This is a genomic window from Paenibacillus sp. BC26, from assembly GCF_900116125.1.
Taxonomy (GTDB): domain Bacteria; phylum Bacillota; class Bacilli; order Paenibacillales; family Paenibacillaceae; genus Paenibacillus_Z; species Paenibacillus_Z lignilyticus.
The window spans coordinates 3,097,401-3,117,877 of the sequence record NZ_FPAD01000001.1 but is presented as its reverse complement, the minus strand read 5'-3'; the positions used below and the strand labels follow the sequence as shown (position 1 = coordinate 3,117,877).

At 49.8% G+C, this 20,477-nt stretch carries 20 protein-coding genes; 15 read left to right on the top strand and 5 right to left on the bottom strand.

Annotated features, from left to right (window positions below; genetic code table 11):
* Positions 1 to 379: 379 nt before the first annotated feature.
* Positions 380 to 1,132, bottom strand: a complete 753-nt coding sequence (locus BM412_RS13940; RefSeq protein ID WP_256256301.1) for an MBL fold metallo-hydrolase — start codon at positions 1,130 to 1,132, stop codon at positions 380 to 382.
* A gap of 277 nt (positions 1,133 to 1,409) precedes the next feature.
* Positions 1,410 to 2,753, bottom strand: coding sequence for a hypothetical protein (locus BM412_RS13935; protein ID WP_091220429.1), 1,344 nt, complete (start codon positions 2,751 to 2,753; stop codon positions 1,410 to 1,412).
* A 231-nt stretch (positions 2,754 to 2,984) separates the two neighbouring features.
* Here BM412_RS13935 and BM412_RS13930 point away from each other — a divergent pair, with 231 nt between their 5' ends.
* From BM412_RS13930 to BM412_RS13880, 11 genes are all read left to right on the top strand, one after another.
* Complete coding sequence (locus tag BM412_RS13930) at positions 2,985 to 3,752, top strand: glycoside hydrolase family 73 protein (protein WP_091218888.1); 768 nt, start codon at positions 2,985 to 2,987, stop codon at positions 3,750 to 3,752.
* A gap of 341 nt (positions 3,753 to 4,093) precedes the next feature.
* The gene (locus BM412_RS13925) at positions 4,094 to 4,426 is read left to right on the top strand and encodes a DoxX family protein (protein ID WP_256256300.1); all 333 of its coding nucleotides are present in this window, start codon (positions 4,094 to 4,096) and stop codon (positions 4,424 to 4,426) included.
* Positions 4,427 to 5,533: 1,107 nt separating this feature from the next.
* On the top strand, positions 5,534 to 6,490 hold the full coding sequence (locus BM412_RS13920; protein WP_091218885.1) for a D-2-hydroxyacid dehydrogenase: 957 nt from the start codon (positions 5,534 to 5,536) through the stop codon (positions 6,488 to 6,490).
* 4 nt (positions 6,491 to 6,494) lie between these two features.
* The gene (locus BM412_RS13915; protein WP_091218883.1) at positions 6,495 to 6,851 is read left to right on the top strand and encodes a CidA/LrgA family protein; all 357 of its coding nucleotides are present in this window, start codon (positions 6,495 to 6,497) and stop codon (positions 6,849 to 6,851) included.
* Positions 6,841 to 7,530, top strand: a complete 690-nt coding sequence (locus tag BM412_RS13910; RefSeq protein ID WP_091218880.1) for an LrgB family protein — start codon at positions 6,841 to 6,843, stop codon at positions 7,528 to 7,530. The genes BM412_RS13915 and BM412_RS13910 overlap by 11 nt, the downstream gene beginning before the upstream one ends.
* A gap of 118 nt (positions 7,531 to 7,648) precedes the next feature.
* Positions 7,649 to 8,830, top strand: coding sequence for a peptidylprolyl isomerase (locus BM412_RS13905; RefSeq protein ID WP_091218877.1), 1,182 nt, complete (start codon positions 7,649 to 7,651; stop codon positions 8,828 to 8,830).
* A 270-nt stretch (positions 8,831 to 9,100) separates the two neighbouring features.
* Positions 9,101 to 10,738: a peptide ABC transporter substrate-binding protein gene (locus BM412_RS13900; RefSeq protein ID WP_091218875.1), complete on the top strand. Its 1,638-nt coding sequence runs from the start codon at positions 9,101 to 9,103 to the stop codon at positions 10,736 to 10,738.
* 84 nt (positions 10,739 to 10,822) lie between these two features.
* Positions 10,823 to 11,758 (top strand): ABC transporter permease, encoded by a 936-nt coding sequence (locus tag BM412_RS13895; RefSeq protein ID WP_091218872.1) that lies wholly within the window; start codon positions 10,823 to 10,825, stop codon positions 11,756 to 11,758.
* On the top strand, positions 11,755 to 12,702 hold the full coding sequence (locus BM412_RS13890) for an ABC transporter permease (RefSeq protein ID WP_091218870.1): 948 nt from the start codon (positions 11,755 to 11,757) through the stop codon (positions 12,700 to 12,702). Before BM412_RS13895 ends, BM412_RS13890 begins: the two co-directional genes overlap by 4 nt.
* A 19-nt stretch (positions 12,703 to 12,721) precedes the next feature.
* Positions 12,722 to 13,720, top strand: a complete 999-nt coding sequence (locus BM412_RS13885) for an ABC transporter ATP-binding protein (RefSeq protein WP_091218868.1) — start codon at positions 12,722 to 12,724, stop codon at positions 13,718 to 13,720.
* Complete coding sequence (locus tag BM412_RS13880; protein ID WP_091218866.1) at positions 13,717 to 14,682, top strand: ABC transporter ATP-binding protein; 966 nt, start codon at positions 13,717 to 13,719, stop codon at positions 14,680 to 14,682. Before BM412_RS13885 ends, BM412_RS13880 begins: the two co-directional genes overlap by 4 nt.
* A gap of 76 nt (positions 14,683 to 14,758) precedes the next feature.
* Here BM412_RS13880 and rocF read toward each other — a convergent pair whose 3' ends face one another.
* The gene (gene rocF / locus BM412_RS13875; RefSeq protein WP_091218863.1) at positions 14,759 to 15,667 is read right to left on the bottom strand and encodes an arginase; all 909 of its coding nucleotides are present in this window, start codon (positions 15,665 to 15,667) and stop codon (positions 14,759 to 14,761) included.
* Between the two features lie 161 nt (positions 15,668 to 15,828).
* Here rocF and rsmD point away from each other — a divergent pair, with 161 nt between their 5' ends.
* Both rsmD and coaD read left to right on the top strand, forming a co-directional pair.
* Positions 15,829 to 16,413 (top strand): 16S rRNA (guanine(966)-N(2))-methyltransferase RsmD, encoded by a 585-nt coding sequence (gene rsmD / locus BM412_RS13870; protein WP_091220427.1) that lies wholly within the window; start codon positions 15,829 to 15,831, stop codon positions 16,411 to 16,413.
* Positions 16,414 to 16,415: 2 nt separating this feature from the next.
* The gene (coaD, locus tag BM412_RS13865; RefSeq protein WP_256256299.1) at positions 16,416 to 16,928 is read left to right on the top strand and encodes a pantetheine-phosphate adenylyltransferase; all 513 of its coding nucleotides are present in this window, start codon (positions 16,416 to 16,418) and stop codon (positions 16,926 to 16,928) included.
* On the opposite strand, the gene BM412_RS13860 is transcribed toward coaD, so the two are convergent.
* Both BM412_RS13860 and BM412_RS13855 read right to left on the bottom strand, forming a co-directional pair.
* On the bottom strand, positions 16,925 to 18,130 hold the full coding sequence (locus BM412_RS13860; protein ID WP_091218859.1) for a nucleoside recognition domain-containing protein: 1,206 nt from the start codon (positions 18,128 to 18,130) through the stop codon (positions 16,925 to 16,927). The genes coaD and BM412_RS13860 overlap by 4 nt on opposite strands.
* A gap of 100 nt (positions 18,131 to 18,230) precedes the next feature.
* Positions 18,231 to 19,472, bottom strand: coding sequence for a nucleotidyltransferase (locus BM412_RS13855; RefSeq protein WP_091218858.1), 1,242 nt, complete (start codon positions 19,470 to 19,472; stop codon positions 18,231 to 18,233).
* Between the two features lie 115 nt (positions 19,473 to 19,587).
* On the opposite strand from BM412_RS13855, the gene BM412_RS13850 reads away from it, so the two are divergent.
* Both BM412_RS13850 and rpmF read left to right on the top strand, forming a co-directional pair.
* On the top strand, positions 19,588 to 20,088 hold the full coding sequence (locus BM412_RS13850; protein ID WP_091218855.1) for a YceD family protein: 501 nt from the start codon (positions 19,588 to 19,590) through the stop codon (positions 20,086 to 20,088).
* A 154-nt stretch (positions 20,089 to 20,242) separates the two neighbouring features.
* Entirely contained in the window at positions 20,243 to 20,416 is a 174-nt protein-coding gene (rpmF, locus tag BM412_RS13845) for a 50S ribosomal protein L32 (protein ID WP_090976607.1), read from the top strand.
* Positions 20,417 to 20,477: the final 61 nt, after the last annotated feature.

Below are 20,477 nucleotides of genomic sequence, written 5' to 3'. Positions count from 1 at the left end.
TTTATTGCAGGGCTGCGCTCACGGCAAGCGTCTCAGCACGCTGTAAGCGGAATGTGCTGGCTAGAGCCTGAGCTAAAATTTGATGGCTTATGGGCTGTTAGGAGCCATTTCCCCGTGATAACGCCGGGTTCCAAGATTCTAACGAACCATACAGGCCTTATTCCGCCCAATTTACGGGCTTCAGAAATCTAACGAATCGTACAGGTCTTATTTTGGGGAAAAAGACTCTCAAACACTTAAAAACCATCCAATAAGGCTCCTACGATTCGTTAGAAATTATTTGGGACGAAAATGGGGCAAATAAGCCTTGTACGATTCGTTAGCATTTAGGGCTAAAATGAGCAAATAAGCCCTGTGCGTTTCGCTGCTATTAAAACATTTAACCAATCAACGCTTGAAGCCGGGCTTGGACATCACCGCGGAACAGGCCTCCATGATAGCAGATGATTTGGTCAATTGGATACGACGATAATTGCATCAAGGAACGCAGCGCTACTTCGTTGTCAACGTTTAAACGTGAATCTGCGATCCGCAGCACGCCTTCATGAAGGATGAGAGCATCCCCGGCAATGAAAGTGCGGCTTGGCTGATGATACAGACTAATATGACCAGGGGTATGACCGGGAGTGTCAAGGATAATCAGATCGTCGAATGAAGACAGTCTGTTACCTTCTTCATAGCCAATTAGCTGCGTGACATTCGCTTTAGGCGGATTTTCAAGGGCGTGCCGAAATGCTCGACGTTTCTCTTCCGGCACCTTGGGCGGGAGCGAGCGTACAGCTTGGTCAACGGCGTCTTGAGAGATCTTGATCAGCATCCTCTCTCCTTGAATATAAGGCTGTTCCATGCGTGATGCCCACACGCCGAATGTAGATGGGGACGATTGAATGAGGGCTGGAAGACTTCCGATATGATCGATATCCTGATGCGTAATGATAATATCGGTCAGCTGCTGAAGGGAGAATCCAAGCTCCTTCAATGCATGTTCAATGAGCGGCAGTTGACCGGGATAGCAGGTGTCGATCAAGATTGCCTTGGACTCATTCCATAGGAAAGCGGGGTGTAAGGTATCCTGTCTTCCCATAACGACAGCGGTGATCTCAAGCATTGCAATTCCTTGATCGATAAGCACGTATATCCCTCCAATAGGTTTGGTAAGGAGTATCATATCGAAAGGGAATTCATTTGTAAATAAAAATTTAATTATATCACAATTCTAATGTATAGTCAATATAAATATTTTTTAGTGTGAAATAAACGAAATTATCCCGAATCAAAAAAGGCATAACCAGCTCACCAAAAGCCGGTTATACCTTTTTGTTTACACAGCAAACATCACTACGATGCTTTACCGTTCACTTCAAATCACGGCGATGAATCTTGCTTACACCATTCACATCCCAATACGCTTACACGATGAACATTGCGACGATCGTCGTCACTGCGAGCCCGAACAAGACCGGTTTCAAGTTGCGGCGTGCAAGCTCGAACGGATCTACACCGCAGATAGCCGCTGCGGGAATAAGTGCCCACGGGATCAAAGTGCCTCCGCCTACCCAGATGGCAGCTACTTGCCCGAGTGCTGTGAGCGTCGCAGCGCCTGAGCCGATTGCGGATGCGAAGAGCTGAGCAATCGAACCGGCAAGCGATATTCCTGAGAAACCGGAGCCATCGAGGCCGGTAATGGCGCCGGTGACAGCCAGCGTAACCGCCCCGATGGCTTGATTAAGCGGCACGTGATTGGCCAGTGCCACCCCCAAGTCATTCACAATGCCATGTGATCCTTCAGGCAGCCCGCCGCCGAACAATGCTGTAAACGCCGAATCTCCCAAGTAGAAGAATGCCGCAATCGGAATGACGGGACCAAAGACTTTGAAGCCAAACTGAAAGCCCTCGATGAGGTACGCTGTCGTCTGCTCCAATCCCTTGTTGCGATGTGCGAGCATCGTGACGAGGATGAGAATAAACACGGCTGTGCCTCCGATTAAAGCCGTCGCATCGCCTCCTTGGAGATTGAGCACGAACATCGCGATGACATCGACGATAAACAACAGTGGAATCAGGATTGCAAGCGTCTTCTTCCACTTCATCGGCAAGCTGACACGATCTTCAGCTATCGCATTGACGGGATTCGTTCCAGCGGCAATAAGTCCGTCTCTCCATTTGCCAGTACGCATATCACGTCGCATCAGCCAGAAGGCTGTAAGCGTGGTCACAACCCCCATCACTATGACAAGCGGTACGCTCGCCTGCATGACACTCGTAACGGATAAACCGGCCGCATCGGCGGTCAGCTTCGGCGCGCCTTGAATGATATAATCGCCGGATAATGCAATGCCATGACCGAATAGGTTCATCGCCATCGCTGCACCAAGCGCCGGAAGTCCGACGCGGACGGCGACGGGCAGCAATACGGCTCCGATTAAGGCGACGCCGGGAGAAGGCCAGAAGAACCACGAGGTCACCATCATAATCAATCCGATTCCCCAGAAAGCGAGAGCCGGGGTGCGTAAGAAACGCGTAAGCGGTTGGACCATGACTTCATTGATGCCGGTAATAATCAAGATGCGACTCATCGCAACGATAATCGAGATGATGAAGATCGTGCCGAGCAGTTCTTTTGTTGCATAGATAAAGCTGTTAAAAACGCCACTTACCGAATCGCTTAAGCTTTCTGTTGCGATTAGGCCAAGCGCGAAGATGCCGACCACGCAAACGAGCGTCGTATCCCGTCTTTTGATCAGCACACCCATTATCAATACGATAAAGGCAAGATACACCCAGTGTAATGGAACTAACTGCAATTCCACCAACCATCACCCTTTCCAGCGGTTGTTGCCTACATCTTATGCAAGCCGCTTTCTGGGCGTTCGTCATGGTTACCGCATGGGTTTGGGACGATTGACGGTAGCCAAGCAGGTGCCAATTTCATATAAATAGTAATAGGTTGCGAGTTCGAAACGGTAGGGAGGTGTCGGGTTAAGATGGACAAACAATCCTTTTTTGAGCTGCTGCTCCCGGTTGTGAAACGGATTTATGCGGAAGGCACGCCTATTTTTCCATCCGTGCGGTTAGCCCAGAGCTGGCTCGAAACGGGCGGCAATATTCCGTACTGGAATAACCTTGCGGGTTATAAAGTCGGGGCCGGCGTGCCCAACGGATATTGGAAAGGCGCAGTGGTGGATAAACGAACATGGGAAGTTATCGACGGTAAACGAGTTACGTTGACGGCGACATTTCGTGCATATGATAGCATTTATGATTTCTATAAAGACCAGGACTTGTTGTTCGCACGCAGCCGTTATGATCGGGTGCGGTTGGCTAAAACGCCGTTTGAGCAGGTTCAAATGCTGCTTGCCTGCGGTTATGCGACAGATCCCGCTTATGCGGATAAATTGACTGTCATTATCAATGGGAGCAACTTAACGCAATATGACAACAAGAACAAGGGTGATGAACCGATGACTGCAGAGGAGAAGAAAGCATTCGATGAGCTGCAGAAACTGACCTTGAAACTAAAGTCAGACAATGATCAGCTCAAAGTCGCACTGCTGGATCAGACGAATGCATTAAAAGAGCTGCAACTATGGGCGCTTAAAATCGATGCGAGCAACGAAATGGATACCGTGCCTGAATGGGCGAAAGATGCTGTTAATGCTGCGGTGAAAGCTAAACTGATCGATACGCCAAATGGCGGCAGCTATGACTTTTACCGTTTGCTATCCGTGCTGCACAGGAAGAAATTGATTTAACGATGTATATATCCGCCTGAACTGGGCATTCTTAAGATATCGGCGTCGCGAGATGCCGTAGACAACCGCGGAGAAGACTTACGTTTCCCCATAAGCTCTTCGTCCGGTTTCTCCTCTCCCATGAAAGGGGCCCCAGCAATGGGGCCCCGGATTTTTTCACCCTAAAATATAGCCTTGTCTGCAAAACCGCGATGACCATTCATCGTGGTTTTTTTATTGTCTCGCCGGCTCGTTATTCGAATTCTGCTTGACGAAAATAAATCCTAATGCTAGGATAATATTAATCCTAATTATAAAATAAATAATTTTAGGATAAAATAGATTAAAGGGAGAGAGTAAAATTGTTTTCAATCATTCTTCAAATTGTATTAGGTTTAGGATTTCTGCTGTTTGGATTTATGAAGTTCGGATCGCAAATGGCGGAAGAATTTAAGCGTTATGGATACTCGGCCGGTTTTAGGGTATTTACAGGTCTGGTTGAAATTGTCATAGCAGCCATATTAATTTGGGGTCTTTGGATGGATGGACTGGCAGCTTGGGGCGGTATCTTAATCGTTGTAACCATGGTAGGCGCAATTGTTACCCACCTCAAAGTGAAGGATGCAGCAAACAAAATGATGATGCCCATCCTTTTATTGATTCTTGGAATCATTGTATTACTAATCAATATTTGATCCTGATCTTCCGCTCAATTGCCCGCAACTCCAGAGGCCGGCGAATCAAAAGATACCATCCATTGCCGGGGTGGAGGAGCTGTATGCTAACGGTTGAAATCGCGCTTATTTGGTCTGTTTTTGCCCTTTATGTTCTATAACGGTTGTCATAGACCTTATTTGGCCGATTATGGGCGAATACTCATCCTAATCGCGAAATAGGCTACTCTGACAACCGTTACAAATGAGGGAGGCCGTAAAAGGAGAGATTAGGTGCACTGGCAACCGTTAGACTTCGGGCAGTGGCTTTCTAGGGTAGCAAGAGGCTGTACTATTCAATAGTACAGCCTCTTTTTTGTTATGCGCCAAGGTCTGAATACAGCTAATATGGAATATTTTACCTTGTAGGTCACGGGAGCTAGTTTAGCGCTTGCTCTGTAAGCCTTCTGTTGTTTCCCGACATACAATTTTATGCCGAATAACACAGCAGCATTTCCGAAAATGAAACGGAAGAAATGAACAATTTTGTATACGGTTAGCGCGTACAAAATAATAGATGCTCGCTCTGATACATGAAGCCCGATGCACTTGATAACTGATAGCTGAGAAGCTGTCGACAAAGCTAAAACCCAGGATAAATTTCGGGTGATGGTATGCTTTCGATCAGGAGTTATTGGGGGCAGAAAGACAATCGAGTAATAGGAATATAAGACAAAGACTTGCAGCGATTTCTGCAAGAACGGATGGGAACATCTCTTCCGTCAAATTCGCAGCGGATCGGTACTCAGAGGCTCGGCATTTGCTTTCTTATCGTTCCGGATAAATTCCGGAACATTTCCGTCCACTCCTATAGTAGCGGATGAACTTTTTAACGTGCACCGGACGGGGTTAATCTCCGTCTCCGGACATGCAAAAATCGCTATATATAATGAAGAAACTTTTTTGAGAAAACGCGTCACAGTAATAAAGCTACACTCCGTATATGCGTTGAAGTGATAAAGCTAAGTAAAAAGTCGCTGAAAACCCGTAAAATTGGTTCGCATCATCGTCTTAATGAGGTATGATCAACTTATTGGCATGACTAGGAAATACTCCGATTAATGCAGGATGAAGGGGGAGCTTAAAGGAATGAGAATTGTAGTCTTGGATGGATTTACGTTAAATCCCGGAGACCTGGATTGGGCCGAGTTCAACGAGCTTGGCGAGCTGATTGTTTATGAGCGGACAGCGCGAGAGGATATCGTGAATCGAGCATTAAGAGCTGATGTCGTACTCACCAACAAAACGCCGATTTCAGCGGAAATAATGGCGAAGTTACCGCAGCTTCAATACATTGGCGTATTAGCTACAGGCTACAACGTTGTGGATACGGAAGCAGCAGCGGAACATGACATTGTGGTGACGAATGTGCCTGATTACAGTACGCATTCCGTTGTTCAATTGGTCTTCGCACTCATGCTGGAACTGACTTATCATGTGACTGCCCACAGCAGTGCGGTACATAGCGGTCGTTGGTCGGCCGGTCCCGATTTTACATTCTCCCTTCATCCTCTGATGGAGCTCTCAGGGAAAACAATGGGGATCGTGGGTTATGGTCAAATCGGTCAGCAAGTTGCCAGAGCAGCGCTGGCATTCGGGATGAATGTTGTGGTACATACGCGTACGCCTAAAGTGGTTCCGGGACTGGAATCCGTTGCTTTCGTTTCGAACAGTGAACTGTTCCGTACAGCCGATGTTGTCTCGCTGCATTGTCCGCTGACACAGGACACGACCGGACTTGTGAACCAGCGTACTCTGGGGCTCATGAAACGTTCGGCGATCCTCATCAACACGGCAAGAGGCGGTCACGTCGTAGAGCAGGACTTAGCCAATGCGCTAAACAGCGGGCGTATTGCCGGAGCGGGACTGGATGTGTTGAGTGTAGAGCCGCCGGCTGTCGACCATCCGCTGCTGCATGCCGCTAATTGTACGATTACTCCGCATATCGGCTGGGCAACGGTCGAAGCACGCAAAAGACTGATGGGGATTGCAGCCGATAATTTGCGCTCGTTTATGCAAGGCGATGCTCGCAATCAGGTGAACTAAGGCAATGCGCGGATTTTGTATCATTATGGGATTTGACGGATTGGGCTGGTTTCTGCATCAGTTTGCTTCGATTCCGCTTCCCTCTCATGTATTAGGGCTGCTGCTTCTGTCAGCAGCTTTATTTATGGGAATCGTGAAGCTGGAGTGGGTGGAGCAAAGCGCGGGGTTTCTTAATAGGCATATGATGCTGTTCTTCGTTCCGCTGCTGGCCGGTGCCGCGGCATTCGGACCCGAGATCGGATCATCCTGGTTAGCGGCGATTCTTAGTCTTACCGCTGGCACGTTAACGATCGTAATCCTAACAGGACTTACGACAAAGATGCTCGTTAAGCGGAAGGAGCGTGCAGGGGATGAGAAGTGAGCTGTTCGCTGATCCGATGTTTGGCATCCTATTGACGCTGACCGCCTACGCGTCTGCCGTACTTATCCGCCGGCGATGGGGTTGGCTGCATCCGCTGCTCAGTGCACCGATCCTTGTTTATTTGGTGTTACAGCTTGGCAATATCTCCTACCCTGACTATAGGGCGGGCGGAGATATCGTCACCTTTTTTCTCGGGCCTGCAACGGTTGCGATGGCGATTCCTTTGTACAAGCATGCCATGAGGCTTCGCCGCATGCTTCCGGCTTTATTGCTTGGTGCTCTGGTGGGAAGTGCGGTTGGCCTTCTGGTGAATACATTGTGTGTCCTTCTGTTTGGCGGAACGGAAACCTTTCTTCGCTCCGCGCTGCCGAAATCGGTAACCGCCGCGGTAGCTGTAGATTTATCCGCCTGGCTGGGAGGCACACCGGAATTAACGGCTGCTCTAACCGTGTTGACCGGACTTGTCGGCAGTATAGCGGGTCCTCCCCTGCTGCGGTTATGCGGCGTTCGAGACAACATTGCGTCGTCGATTGCAATAGGTGCTGCCGCACACGGAATCGGGTCGGCGAAGTTGCTGTCCGAATCAGAAGAGCGGGGAGGTCTAAGCGGCTTCTCGATGGCTGCCTGCGCCGTGTTTACACCCGTGCTTTTGCTGCCTGTGCATGCATGGCTATTATGACAAATTTTCGATTTTTTCGACGTATTTCATGTTATCTTAAGGTTTACGCGGGTTATACATGATATAGTGACTCAGTAATGTTAAAACTGATTGCAAATGCCGGAAGGGAGTTTTCAAGTTGAACGAGAAAGATAAAGAGAAAAATTTGAATGAGAATGAGCTTGAGGCAGTAGAGCAAGAAACGAAAGAGGTTGTTTCCTCGGATGAAGCGGCCGAGGTTGCGGCTGTTGAACCAGTCGAAGCGACAGATAATGACAAGCATCACGATGTCGAAGAGCTCGATGAGGATAAACAACAACCTGCATCAGTGCAGCCCGGACCTGAGGCAGCAGCTCCTGCAGCAAAGAATAACGGTAAAGCATGGATGTACATTTCAATCGGACTGGCTGTTGTTCTGCTCTTTACCATTGTGAAGATGCCGTTTGGCGGCGGCAGCAGTGAAACAGTGGGCTCCGTCAACGGTGTAGCTATTACCAAAGATCAATTGTATGACGAAATGGCTAAGGTTGGCGGCGAGCAGACGCTTGAGAACATGATTCAGGACGAGCTTATTAAGCAAGAAGCAGATAAAGCGGGTATCGTTGTAGGCGATGCTGAAGTGGACAAAGAAATTGAAAGCATTAAGAAACGTTTCCCGTCTGAAGCGGAGTTCGAAGGTGCTCTTCAGCAAGCAGGCATGACGCTTGACGATCTGAAGAAACAAACGCCGATGCAGCTTCGCATCCGTAAAATTCTTGAGCCGCAGGCGAAAGTAACGGACGCGGATGTAAAAACGTATTTCGAAGAAAATAAAGCGCAATTCGATGAGCCGGAACAAGTGAAGGCTTCGCATATTCTTGTAGCGACCAAAGAAGAAGCGGATGCAATCGAGAAACAGCTTAAAGAAGGCGCGGACTTTGCTACGCTTGCCAAAGAGAAATCCACGGATCCGGGCAGCAAAGATCAAGGCGGCGACCTTGGATTCTTCGGCAAAGGCCAGATGGATCCGGCATTCGAAGAAGCGGCATTCAAGCTGAAGAAAGACGAGATCAGCGCACCGATTCAAACGCAATACGGCTTCCATATCATCAAAGCGATCGATCATAAAGCGGCGAAGGCTGCTACGCTCGATGAGAAGAAAGCAGATATTAAAGAGCAGCTGATCGCGCAGAAGGTGCAAGAGCTTTCGCCGACTTGGCTCGAAGATTTGAAGACGAAATCGCAAATCACGAACACGCTCAAAGATGCAGCTGCAGGCGACGAAGCGCAAGAACCGGCAGCGAACAACGCGGCGTCAAACTCTTCGACGAACGCGAAGTAATCACGAGTCACAATAAAATAAGACGACCATCGCAGGAAAAATTTGGCCTGTGGTGGTCGTCTTATTTTGTGGCACAATAAGTTCGTAAAAGCTAGTAAGCACAAGGGCTGAATGCGCTACCAGTCATGTTCTTGTTAACTAATATGACATCTATGGATAGTAAATCTTTACAATTGTTCAAATTGTGTTTTACAAATTGTTAAATTCGTTGTATTATTGGCTCTGGGTTTAAAAAAATACACTTATCAACATGGAGGCGGGTTCTAAGCAATGAAGAAAAAAATGCTAGTTCTAGTTTCACTCATGCTGGTTCTTACAGGCGTATTGTCAGCCTGCGGGAAAAGCGGATCGGGCAGCGATCAAACATTCCGGATGAACCTTACATCCGAACCGCCTAGTCTCGATGTTGCACAAGCACAGGATCAAGTATCCTTCACTGTGCTGAGCGGACTCTTCGAGGGTCTTACACGTATGGACAAAGATGGCAACATCGTTCCAGGCGTAGCTGAGAAATGGGATATTTCCGAAGACGGCAAGAAATACACGTTCCACCTTCGCGACAACGCGAAATGGTCCAACGGTGACCCTGTCACTGCAGGCGATTTCGAATACTCCTGGAAACGTACTTTGGATCCTAACCTGAACCCACCGGCTCCATATGCTTACCAGCTCTATTACATCAAAAATGCACAGAACCATAACATCAAAGAAGACAACCCGGATCACATCGCTGATGCGGCGCAAGTAGGCGTTAAAGCCCTTGATGATAAAACGCTTGAAGTTCAGTTGGAAAACCCAACTCCGTACTTCTTGAATATCACAGCGTTCTTCACTTCCTTCCCGGTTCATAAATCGGCGAAAGACAACGCTAACTGGGCTGCTGAAGCGAAAGACTACATCAGCAACGGTCCTTTCAAATTGGCTTCGTGGAAACACGGTGATTCCATCGAGCTTGTACCAAACGATAACTACTGGGCTAAAGATGAAATCAAGCTGTCCAGCGTAAAATTCTCGATGGTTAAAGACGCTAACACTGAGCTTAACATGTACAAAACAGGTCAACTTGACTGGGCTGGCGCTCCAACAGGAAGCATTCCGCCGGAGCAACTTGACAAGTTCCGCAAAGAAAACAACAAAGAACTTTCTGTAAAAGGTATTGCAAGCACATACTACTACAACTTCAACAACCAAAAGAAACCTTTCAACAACGTAAAAGTGCGTAAAGCTCTTTCGATGGCTGTAGACCGTCAAGCAATCGTTGACAACGTTACTAAAGCCGGACAAGTTCCTGCTTACGGTTTCGTTTCCACAGGTATCCACGGCGTGAGCGGCGAATACCGTTCCGAAGTGAAAGACGACTACTTCAAAGAAGACGTAACTGAAGCTAAGAAATTGCTTGCAGAAGGTTTGGCTGAAGAAGGCATGACTTCGATGCCTGAATTCTCGCTTGCTTTCAACGAAGGCCTTCACAAGAACGTTGCTGAGGCAATCGCTGACATGTGGAAAACAAACCTTGGCATCACAGTTAAACTGGAGCTTCAAGAGTGGAAAGTATTCTTGAAAAACCGTCAAAGCTTGAACTATGATGTTGCACGCGCTGGTTGGGGTGCTGACTACAATGACCCGATGACTTTCATCGACATGTTCACATCCAAAGGCGGTAACAACGATATCGGCTTCGCAAGCCCAGAGTACGATGCACTGGTTAAAGAAGCTTACAGCACGAACGATCAACAAAAACGTGTAGATGCAATGGCTAAAGCTGAAAAATTGCTGATTGGCGACAATCAAGCTCTAATGCCGCTTTACTACTACTCTTCTGCACAATTGGTTAAACCGTACGTGAAAAACGCAATCGTTGATTACAGCGGTAACGTTGATTACACTCGTATTTCGATCGAAAAATAATAACAGCAAGAAAAAACTAAGGGGTATAGGGATATATGTGGGTTCCCCATATATATCCCTTCTCTTTGATTGGGGGGGCTTGGGATGGCTCGGTATTTAGGTGGTAAGTTCGTTAATATTGTGATTTCGTTGCTAATTCTAGCCACCGCAACCTTTTTCTTGATGAAGGCTGTCCCAGGGGACCCTTTCACGCAGGAAAAAGCAATTCCGCCGGAGATTAAAGCGCAAATTATGGCGCATTACGGCTTGGATAAACCGATTGGCACGCAGTACGCAATTTACATGAAAAACCTGTTCCAACTGGATCTTGGTGAATCCATGAGAAGTCAGAACAGAACGGTAACAAGCATTATTACGGATTCCTTCGGCACATCGCTTAAAATTGGTTTGATTGCAGTAGTTGTTTCGGTAATTGTCGGAATTTACCTTGGCATGATGGCAGCGCTAAGACATAAGAAATTGATTGATAACTTGGCGATGTTCGTTGCCGTTATCGGTATTTCGGTTCCAAACTTCGTTATCGGTGCCATGATCCAATATTACCTCGCCGTTAAGGTGCCGATATTTAATGTTGCAGGGTTGGAAAGCCCGCTCGATTATGTGCTTCCCGTAATCACCTTGTCGACACTCCCTATTGCATTCATCGCGAGATTAACGCGTTCAACTATGCTCGAGGTACTGACCTCGGACTATATTCGTACTGCGAAGGCAAAAGGTTTGACGCCGTCGGCCATTCTGTGGCAGCACGGACTTCGTAACGGTATTTTGCCGGTAGTTACCTATCTTGGTCCTATGACAGCGAACATCATTACGGGTTCCGTCGTAGTCGAACAAATTTACGGTCTTCCGGGATTGGGTGCTCACTTCGTGGACAGCATCACCAACCGTGACTACACGCTCATTATGGGTATTACGATTTTCTACGCCGTAATTCTTATGGCAGCACGCTTCTTGACAGATGTGGCTTACATTCTTGTCGATCCGCGTATCAAAGTCAGCGGAGGTGTCGTTAAAAAATGAGTACGCGTCTGAATGAATTGAAGCTTGAAGAGCAGATTGCCAATGCGCCATTTGAGAAGTTGAAGCAAAGACATACGGAAGCTGAAGTAATAACTGCACCGAGCCGTTCCACGTTCCAAGAGAACTGGGCACGTCTTCAAAAGAATAAATGGGCTATGACAGGGATGTACGTCCTGATCGTCATGATAATTTTGGCGGTTGTATGTCCGATGTTTTCGCCTTATGATTCATCTACGAACGATTTGAAGAATACCTATGCTTCGCCATCGGGCAAGCACTGGTTTGGAACAGATAACCTGGGCCGTGATCTCTTTACGAGAACATGGATGGGCGTTCGTATCTCGCTTCTCGTTGGTTTTACGGCTGCTTTTATCGACCTTGTAATCGGTGTTGCTTATGGCGGTGTTATGGGCTTTGCAGGCAAACGTGTCGGCGATGCAATGAACAAGCTTGCTGAAGTGCTTTATGCGATTCCGCATTTGCTTGTCGTTATCTTGCTTTCCGTTGTAATGGGCTCGGGTCTCTCGACCATCATCATCGCGCTATCCATCACCGGCTGGATTACGATGTCGTGGATCGTTCGCGGTCAAATTTTGCAGCTGAAGAACCATGAATACGTGCTTGCGGCACAATCGATGGGCGCCAGCGGTTCCCGCATTTTGTTCCGCCACTTAATTCCGAACACACTCGGTCCGATTATCGTTACCGTAACGTTGTCGGTACCGTCCGCTATATTTGCAGAAGCATTCCTAAGCTTCTTGGGTCTTGGCGTTCAATCACCGGCGGCATCGCTTGGTACATTGATCGGTGAAGCAATGTCCTCTTGGACACTGTACCCATGGCTGATGCTGATTCCTGCATCCTTACTGAGCATTACAATGCTTGCCTTCAACATTTTCGGTGACGGTCTTCAAGATGCGTTTGATCCGAAAATGAAAAAATAACAGCGCAGGGAGTGAGTTTATGAGTAATCCGATCCTCAGTATTTCTGATTTGCATATCTCGTTTCACGTGCGCGGTGGAGAGGTTCAGGCTGTTCGCGGGGTTAATTTGGAAATCCAACCCGGAGAGTCTGTTGCAATCGTCGGCGAGTCCGGCAGCGGCAAGAGCGTAACCGCTCAATCTATTCTTCGTCTGATCCCTACGCCTCCCGGCGTGTACAAGAAGGGCTCCATTGCATTTATGGGCGAAGATCTTCTAAGCAAAAGCGAGAAAGAGATGGAGTCCATTCGCGGCAAGGAAATCGGCATGATCTTCCAAGATCCGATGACTTCACTTAATCCAACCCTTACAGTAGGTCGCCAAATTACGGAAGTGCTTATCAAACATCAGAAAATGAGCTCGTCGGATGCAACTAGCCGTGCGGTTGAATTGCTGAATTTGGTAGGTATTCCGAATGCCAGTGAACGTGTTAAGCAGTTCCCGCATCAATTCTCCGGCGGTATGCGTCAGCGTGTTATGATCGCAATCGCGCTTGCTTGTAACCCAACCTTGCTGATTGCGGACGAACCGACAACGGCACTGGACGTAACGATTCAAGCGCAAATCATGACACTGATGAAGGATTTGCAGCAAAAAACCGGTACTTCGATCATCCTCATTACACATGACCTTGGAATCGTTGCCGACATGTGTGACCGTGTCGTAGTTATGTACGCAGGACAAGTCGTTGAAACCGGAACGAAGCAAGAAATTTTCAAAAATCCACAGCATCCATACACGAGAGGACTCCTGCGTTCCCTTCCTCGATTGGATCATGATAAGAATGAGCCGCTTATTCCGATTATCGGGACACCGCCGGATATGTCGTCGCCGCCTACTGGCTGTGCGTTCTGCGCGCGTTGTGACGAAGCGATGCGGGTTTGCGTAGACAACGATCCGGTTTCGTACACAATCAGCGAAACGCAAGCAGCTAAGTGCTGGTTGCACGATGCGGCCCTCAAAGGGGGAGAAAGTGCATGAAATCAAACCAAGAAATGTTGATTGAAGTCGATCACTTGGCGAAGCACTTTGAAATCGGTAATGGTAAAACGCTAAAAGCGGTAAACGATATTTCGTTTGGCATCCGCAAAGGCGAAACGCTTGGTATGGTAGGCGAGTCCGGTTGCGGTAAATCGACAGCCGGCCGTACGCTCCTTCGTTTGTACGAACCGACTGCCGGATCCGTAAAGTTCCAAGGTCAAGACATCATGACTGCTAAAGGGGCTAACCTGAAGGCGCTGAGACGCGAAATGCAAATGGTTTTCCAAGATCCGTATGCTTCGCTTAATCCGCGCTGGAAAGTCGAAAACCTGATCGCCGAACCGCTTGATATTCACGGTTTGGCCGGCAGCTCCAAGGAAAGAAAGCTGCAAGTTGAGCGACTGCTTGACCGTGTAGGCCTTCGTTCGGATCACGCCAAACGTTATCCGCATGAATTCTCCGGCGGTCAGCGTCAACGGATCGGGATTGCTCGCGCGCTTGCGCTAAATCCGAAATTCATCGTGTGCGATGAGCCGATCTCGGCACTCGACGTTTCCATTCAAGCGCAAGTAGTCAATTTGCTGCAAGATTTGCAGCGCGATTACGGTTTGACGTACTTGTTTATCGCGCATGACCTTGCGATGGTTAAACATATCAGTGACCGTGTGGCGGTTATGTATCTGGGTAAAATGGTTGAGCTCGCAAGCAGTGAAGACCTCTACGCCAATCCGAAACATCCGTATACCAAAGCACTGATGTCCGCGATTCCGGTACCGGATCCGGATGTAGAAGAGAATAAAGAGCGTATTGTTCTGACTGGCGAGCTGCCGAGCCCGGTTAACCCGCCAAGCGGCTGTAACTTCCGGACACGCTGTCCGTTTGCGACAGAGAAATGCGCTGCAGAAGTGCCTGCATTCCGTGAGGTTGCACCTAACCAATGGGCTGCCTGCCATTATGCATAACTAAATGAGAAGGACGGTTCGCAGTCGATGCGAATCGTCCTTTTTTGGCGTATTAGTGCAACTGACAAAGTCTCTTCTATAATATACGCTCGCCGAGCAAAGAGCCGATGAGCTCTACCGCGAGTCTGGCTGTGCGGCCGTTCGTATCCAGAAGCGGATTCACTTCGACAATATCGGCGGAGGTCACCATCCCGCAATCGAACAACATCTCCATGGCCAAATGCGCCTCTCTGTAATTAAGACCGCCTCGTACGGGAGTGCCGGTTCCGGGAGCTTCGCCCGGATCGACACTGTCTATATCGAAGCTGACGTGCACGCCTTCGGAGCCATACGAAGCGATCGCGATGGCTTTCTCCATCACGCGCCCCATTCCGATACGATCGATATCGTGCATGGTGAAACAGGTGATGCCGGTTTCGTAAATGTTTCGTTTCTCACCTTCGTCCAGCTCTCTGACACCGACAAGGACGACACGTTTAGCTTGCAATTTCGGGGATCGTCCGAGCAGATCCGTGAATCTCGAATCGCCGAGGCCAAGACTCGCCGCCAAAGCCATTCCGTGAATATTGCCCGTCAATGAGGTCGCCGGAGTGTTCATATCGGCATGTGCATCAATCCAGACGACTCCTAATTGCTGAATGCGCTCGGTAATTCCCGCGATGGTGCCGATTGCGATGCTGTGATCTCCTCCTATAGTGAGCGGAAAGGTTTCGTTTTCCATAGCGGCATGTGCCGAGTGTGCGAGAGCTTCACTCATTGCAAGCACGCGCCCCCAGTTGCGTAACCGTTCCAATGTACGGCGTTCTATTGCGGATTCAGCTGTTTCCTTCCACGGTAATATAGAATAACTCTGATTCAACAATTGAAGCTTCTCAGGTAAGCCTGCTTGAAGGACGGCCTCCGGACCGCCGCTTGCACCGGGTCTGCTGGCTCCGTAGTGAAAGGGGACGGGAAGGACTGTTACGGGCTGCCGATACTTGTTCATGGGAATCCCTCCTATGGAATGTGTTGCGCCGCATGGTTATATATAGACGCGAAGGAGCGAAGTCATGACAATCCGGAGGCAATCGTTTAACATGCTGTATGAATTGTGGTACGATACAAGCAGCGGTAAGGATGGCTAAGGCGAAAGGGGCAAGAGCAGCTTTGAGAGTGATTGCAGGCACGGCTAAGGGCCGGACCTTAAAGGCGGTTCCGGGCAAAAATACGCGTCCGACAACCGATAAAGTAAAAGAAGCGATTTTCAGTATGATTGGTCCTTTCTTCGATGGCGGACTTGTGCTTGATCTCTTTGCGGGTACCGGAGGTTTAGGCATTGAGTCATTGAGCAGGGGGATGGATCGTGCGGTTTTTGTCGATTTGGACGGAGGAAGCATCGAGGTTATCAAGCAAAACGTACAGGCTGCCGGGGTGGCGGAACAAGCGGAAATTTACCGTACGGAGGCGGTGCGCGCGGTGAAAGCGCTGGCGAAGCGCGGGCTTAAGTTTGAGCTCGTTTTTCTGGACCCGCCTTACCGGATGAAAGAAATGGACAGTTTAATGAATGAGCTGGCAGAACGTGATCTGCTCGGTACGGACGCGACGATAGTCGTCGAGCATGATGCTGACCATGTTTATCCGGAGGCGATGGATGTTTTCCGGCAGATCAGACATTCGAAGTACGGCGACACGGCAGTGACTATTTATAGGTACGATAAGGCGGCAGAGCCAACCGTACATATGGAGGCGTAAGCATGACAACACCAACAGGAATGCCAAGACAGCGTGTTGCCGTATATCCGGGCAGCTTTGATCCCGTCACATGCGGGCATTTGGATATTATTAAACGCGCGGCAAAGCAGTTCGATCATTTGATCGTTGCGGTACTGAACAATTCCAGCAAAAACCCGCTGTTTACGGTGGAGGAGCGTAAAGCGCTGTTAACTGAAATCACCAAAGAGCTGCCGAATGTGACGATCGACAGCTTCCGTGATCTGCTCGTTAACTTCATGCGCTCGCGCAATGCGGATTGTATCGTGCGCGGAATTCGCTCGGTTACGGATTTTGAATATGAGCTGCAGATGGCTTCCACCAATCATCAGCTCGATGGCGAGATCGAGACGATATTTATGATGACGAATCCCAAATATTCGTATTTGAGCTCCAGTATCGTGAAGGAAATTGCGAAGTTTAAAGGCAATGTGCAGGACTTGGTGCCCGATGAGGTGCGGGAAGCGCTGATTGCCAAATATGCGGACCAGGATTAGTTCGTCTTGGATTGAGGCGCGGCCAGCAATGAGGCGGTTATAAGTGCCAGCAGTATGAAGAGGAATAGCAGCAGCAGGACAGGTGTATATGGCCACAGTGAATGTAGATCGCCCGCGTGGATGATTGCATTCGTGGCGCCGCCTGTCTTTTCTGGTTGTTCCATAGCCGGAGCAGCCGTCGGGATGATGCGGCCCGCCAAAGAAGACATCGGCTTCCAAGCTGCGAGGGTAAGGATGAACGCGAGCAGGCTCTGAATGAGCCGTGTAGCGGCAAGCCGTTTCAGTGATAAGCCGGTGCCGGAGATGGCGCTGCCGGCCTGGAGGAGGGCGCTTAAGCCGCCAAAGCTGAGTACGGCTGCGATAGCTGCCGCATTCCAAGGCAGGCCGCCTGTGAAGTGAGATGAAGCCGCCGCATAGGTGCCGATATGGCTTTCTAATAATCCCGGCAGCAGGAAAGCAGGCGTGCCTTCCGGCAGTAACGGCTGCGTAAGCTTCACGAGAACGGCGCCGAACATCATGAAACCGCCAATGGCCATCAGCTTGTAGACGGATACGGTAACGGAATCGCCGAGCACCTTGCCGAAGGTTCGGCCATCGCGTTTTCTGGCGGCCACCATGGCGACAGCCGCTTGTTTCAGCAAACGGGAAAGGGATGCCGCTGCAGGAGGCTGAGCTTGCTTGTTTGCTGCAGCGGGTTTCAGCTTAGCGAAACGAGCGTGCAAGAAAGCTGTGAGCAGTGCGGAGGCCCATACGGCTGCGGCAATTGCCGCTCCGATCGCCGGGCGTTCCAAGAAGCCTGCTCCGACGACGAGGAGCATGAACAGGGGGCTCGGCATATGGGTCAACGCGAGCAGTCTCTGTCCTTCCGGAGCGGTCACCGTTTCGCTGCGGCGCAGGGCGGCTGTTGTCTCCGCACCGCAGGGAAAGCCGCCGGACCATCCCAGCGCTATCGCAATACCGGCTTCGCCCGGCAGGCGAAAGAGCTTGCGCATGAGCGGCTGCAGAAGCGCTCCGAAGCCGTGCAGTGCGCCGAAAGCGAGCATCAGCTCAAGTAAAGTAAGGAATGGGAGCAATCCGGGGAAGACGAGATTCCACCAGACGGTCAGCCCTTGCAGGGACGCTTGGAAGGCCTCGTCCGGCCGAATGATAATCGAAGCGACGAGCAATATTGACAAGCATGCAAGCAGGATGGTTCGCGTCATGGGTTTCACTCCAATGATTCATGTAGGGCCGGGACAAACACAGCCACTACATTTTTACGCTTGTCTACGTAAGGATAGACCAAAGTCATGGAATCGGCTTTTAGATTGTGATCGGTTTCTCGTAATAGTCTCGGTAGAGATCGCGCGGGCTTGCGCCTTGCCAGCCGAGCGCGTAAACCGAAGTAGCCTGAACATCTAGCTCCAGATACGGATCGGCTTGCTGTGACCGCGCCGCGCTGTTTAAGATCGGAAGCTTGGCCGTCTTGCGCATTCGCTTAAGCAGCTCTTGCCCTCGAGGGCTGTATCCGAGTATTCTTATGTATTGAATGCCGTCACGCAGCCGTTCCGGAGATAAGAGCTCCTTCGAGTGCCCCAGCAGCACGGAGAGCAAAGCACGCTGCAGCTTCGTGCGCGTATAGCGTTTCGTCTTCAGTTTGTCGAGCAGCGGTTCGAAGGCAAGTGTATCGAGCGAAGGGAGTGTCTTCTTCAGCCGGTGTTCCAAGCCCTCGGTCATTTCGTGATAGCTGCCAAGAGTCGCAGCCGACTCGCCGACAAGCTTATGAAACAGCTGTGACGTATATTGCTCCCAGCTGTTCCGCCCTCTGCCGATCGCATGATCGCGCAGCAGCAGCTCGAGCGTCGAGTGCGGTACGTAAGGTGCGGCTCCCTCCGGGGAAGCGGCCTCGAGCGTCAGCTTGCGGATTGCCGTTGCGCTCGCGATTTGCGCATCTGTAATGGTCGTCTGCGAGTAACCGGCCTTCTCGCGCTTCAGAGAGAAGGGCTCGATTGCGCTGCCAAGCCGCTCGAGCGCAAGCAAATAATGCAGCCCCAGCGTATTGTTCGGCTGGGCGAGCGGGAAGGCGGCTGCTTCTGCATCGCCGGCCGTTTCCATATACAAGCGAACAGCTTCGCTGTAGGCTGCGGGGTAGCTGGCGCCTGTCCGCAGGCAATCCGCCATGAGCGCGCTGAAGGCCGCTGGCTCATGCGCGAGCAATCCGGCGACTCGGCGCAGCGGACCGATCTCGCCGGCCTCGCTGCCGAAGCAGAGCGCGTCTACGACGCCTGTCGCTTCCAAGAGCGCGACCGCGCCGTAGCCGAACCATTCCGCCGCCTGCGTAGAATAGGCGACAGGCAGCTCGATGACGACATCGCAGCCTCCGCGCAGCGCCATCTCGGTGCGCGTCCATTTATTGAGCAGCGCTGGTTCGCCGCGCTGCAGGAAGTGGCCGCTCATAACGGCGACGACGGCGTCGCTTCCCGTTATTTTGAGCGATTGCTGCAAATGATAGTGATGACCGTTATGAAATGGGTTATACTCGACAATGAGCCCGACGGTTCGCATGAATGTAAGCCTCCAAAAGGGGATAGGGTATTTTTTCACTATATCACGGCGTGAAAATGTTGACAAAACGATTCAATAGTCGATATAATAAACTTTGTTTGTTTGGAGTGATGGTATGGAGATTTATGTCCGGGAATTAATAGCCAAAGGATTGAAAGTTCCCACTCAGTCAAGTTTAAACACGGATTGGCTGCTGCAAGTTCGTAAAGACGTATTACATGCAGACCCAATGAACGTCAACATGACGGCGTGGGGCGAAGACGGTATTGCTCATGTGGAGGGCGAACTGTCCGTTGATGTCGATCTTGCTTGCTCGCGGTGTTTGGAGTCGACGAAAGAACATGTTGTCGTTCCATTTCACGAGCGTTTCAAGCCGAAAGCCGCTTTAAACGGATCCGAGGAAGAAGAAATCATTCCGGTGGAGGAGGACAAGCTTGAGTTTGAGCCATTTCTTGAAGAAATGCTGATGCTCGCTTTGCCTTTCGTACCGCTTTGTGAAGAGGACTGCAAAGGACTCTGCCACACATGCGGCACCAACTTAAATGAGACAAATTGCGGATGCCAAAAGGACGATATCGATCCCAGACTAGCCGCGTTGAAAGATTTGTTTAAGTAGGACTCAAATTTGAATTCGTTTATTGGAATTCAAATTTGATCCAGGAACGAAAATGGATTGTTGTAGTCCATCTTCGTTCTAAGGAACAAGAGTGGATTCCTTGGAAGCCGCTTTTGTTCCGAGAAGACCGAATTCTGTTAAGGAGGTGGGAAACATGGCAGTACCACAACGTAGAACATCCAAAACACGTCGTGACAAACGTCGTACGCACTTTAAACTCGCGGTGCCGGGTATGATTAAATGCGATCAATGCGGAGAGTTGAAATTGGCTCACCGGGTATGCAAAGTGTGCGGAACTTACAAATCAAGAGAGATCATCAAACAATAGTTTTAAGCGTAGCAATAGTACTTCATCCCGCGATGAGGTGCTATTTTTTTGCCCAATTGGG

Coding starts and splice junctions, on each gene's coding strand:
- coaD (WP_256256299.1), top strand. CDS start 16,416: ATGACAACACCAACAGGAATGCCAAGACAGCGTGTTGCCGTATATCCG.
- BM412_RS13915 (WP_091218883.1), top strand. CDS start 6,495: ATGCGCGGATTTTGTATCATTATGGGATTTGACGGATTGGGCTGGTTT.
- rocF (WP_091218863.1), bottom strand. CDS start 15,667: ATGAACAAGTATCGGCAGCCCGTAACAGTCCTTCCCGTCCCCTTTCAC.
- BM412_RS13910 (WP_091218880.1), top strand. CDS start 6,841: ATGAGAAGTGAGCTGTTCGCTGATCCGATGTTTGGCATCCTATTGACG.
- rpmF (WP_090976607.1), top strand. CDS start 20,243: ATGGCAGTACCACAACGTAGAACATCCAAAACACGTCGTGACAAACGT.
- BM412_RS13855 (WP_091218858.1), bottom strand. CDS start 19,472: ATGCGAACCGTCGGGCTCATTGTCGAGTATAACCCATTTCATAACGGT.
- BM412_RS13885 (WP_091218868.1), top strand. CDS start 12,722: ATGAGTAATCCGATCCTCAGTATTTCTGATTTGCATATCTCGTTTCAC.
- BM412_RS13890 (WP_091218870.1), top strand. CDS start 11,755: ATGAGTACGCGTCTGAATGAATTGAAGCTTGAAGAGCAGATTGCCAAT.
- BM412_RS13850 (WP_091218855.1), top strand. CDS start 19,588: ATGGAGATTTATGTCCGGGAATTAATAGCCAAAGGATTGAAAGTTCCC.
- BM412_RS13920 (WP_091218885.1), top strand. CDS start 5,534: ATGAGAATTGTAGTCTTGGATGGATTTACGTTAAATCCCGGAGACCTG.
- BM412_RS13895 (WP_091218872.1), top strand. CDS start 10,823: ATGGCTCGGTATTTAGGTGGTAAGTTCGTTAATATTGTGATTTCGTTG.
- BM412_RS13935 (WP_091220429.1), bottom strand. CDS start 2,753: ATGGGTGTGCTGATCAAAAGACGGGATACGACGCTCGTTTGCGTGGTC.
- BM412_RS13930 (WP_091218888.1), top strand. CDS start 2,985: ATGGACAAACAATCCTTTTTTGAGCTGCTGCTCCCGGTTGTGAAACGG.
- BM412_RS13900 (WP_091218875.1), top strand. CDS start 9,101: ATGAAGAAAAAAATGCTAGTTCTAGTTTCACTCATGCTGGTTCTTACA.
- BM412_RS13860 (WP_091218859.1), bottom strand. CDS start 18,130: ATGACGCGAACCATCCTGCTTGCATGCTTGTCAATATTGCTCGTCGCT.
- BM412_RS13880 (WP_091218866.1), top strand. CDS start 13,717: ATGAAATCAAACCAAGAAATGTTGATTGAAGTCGATCACTTGGCGAAG.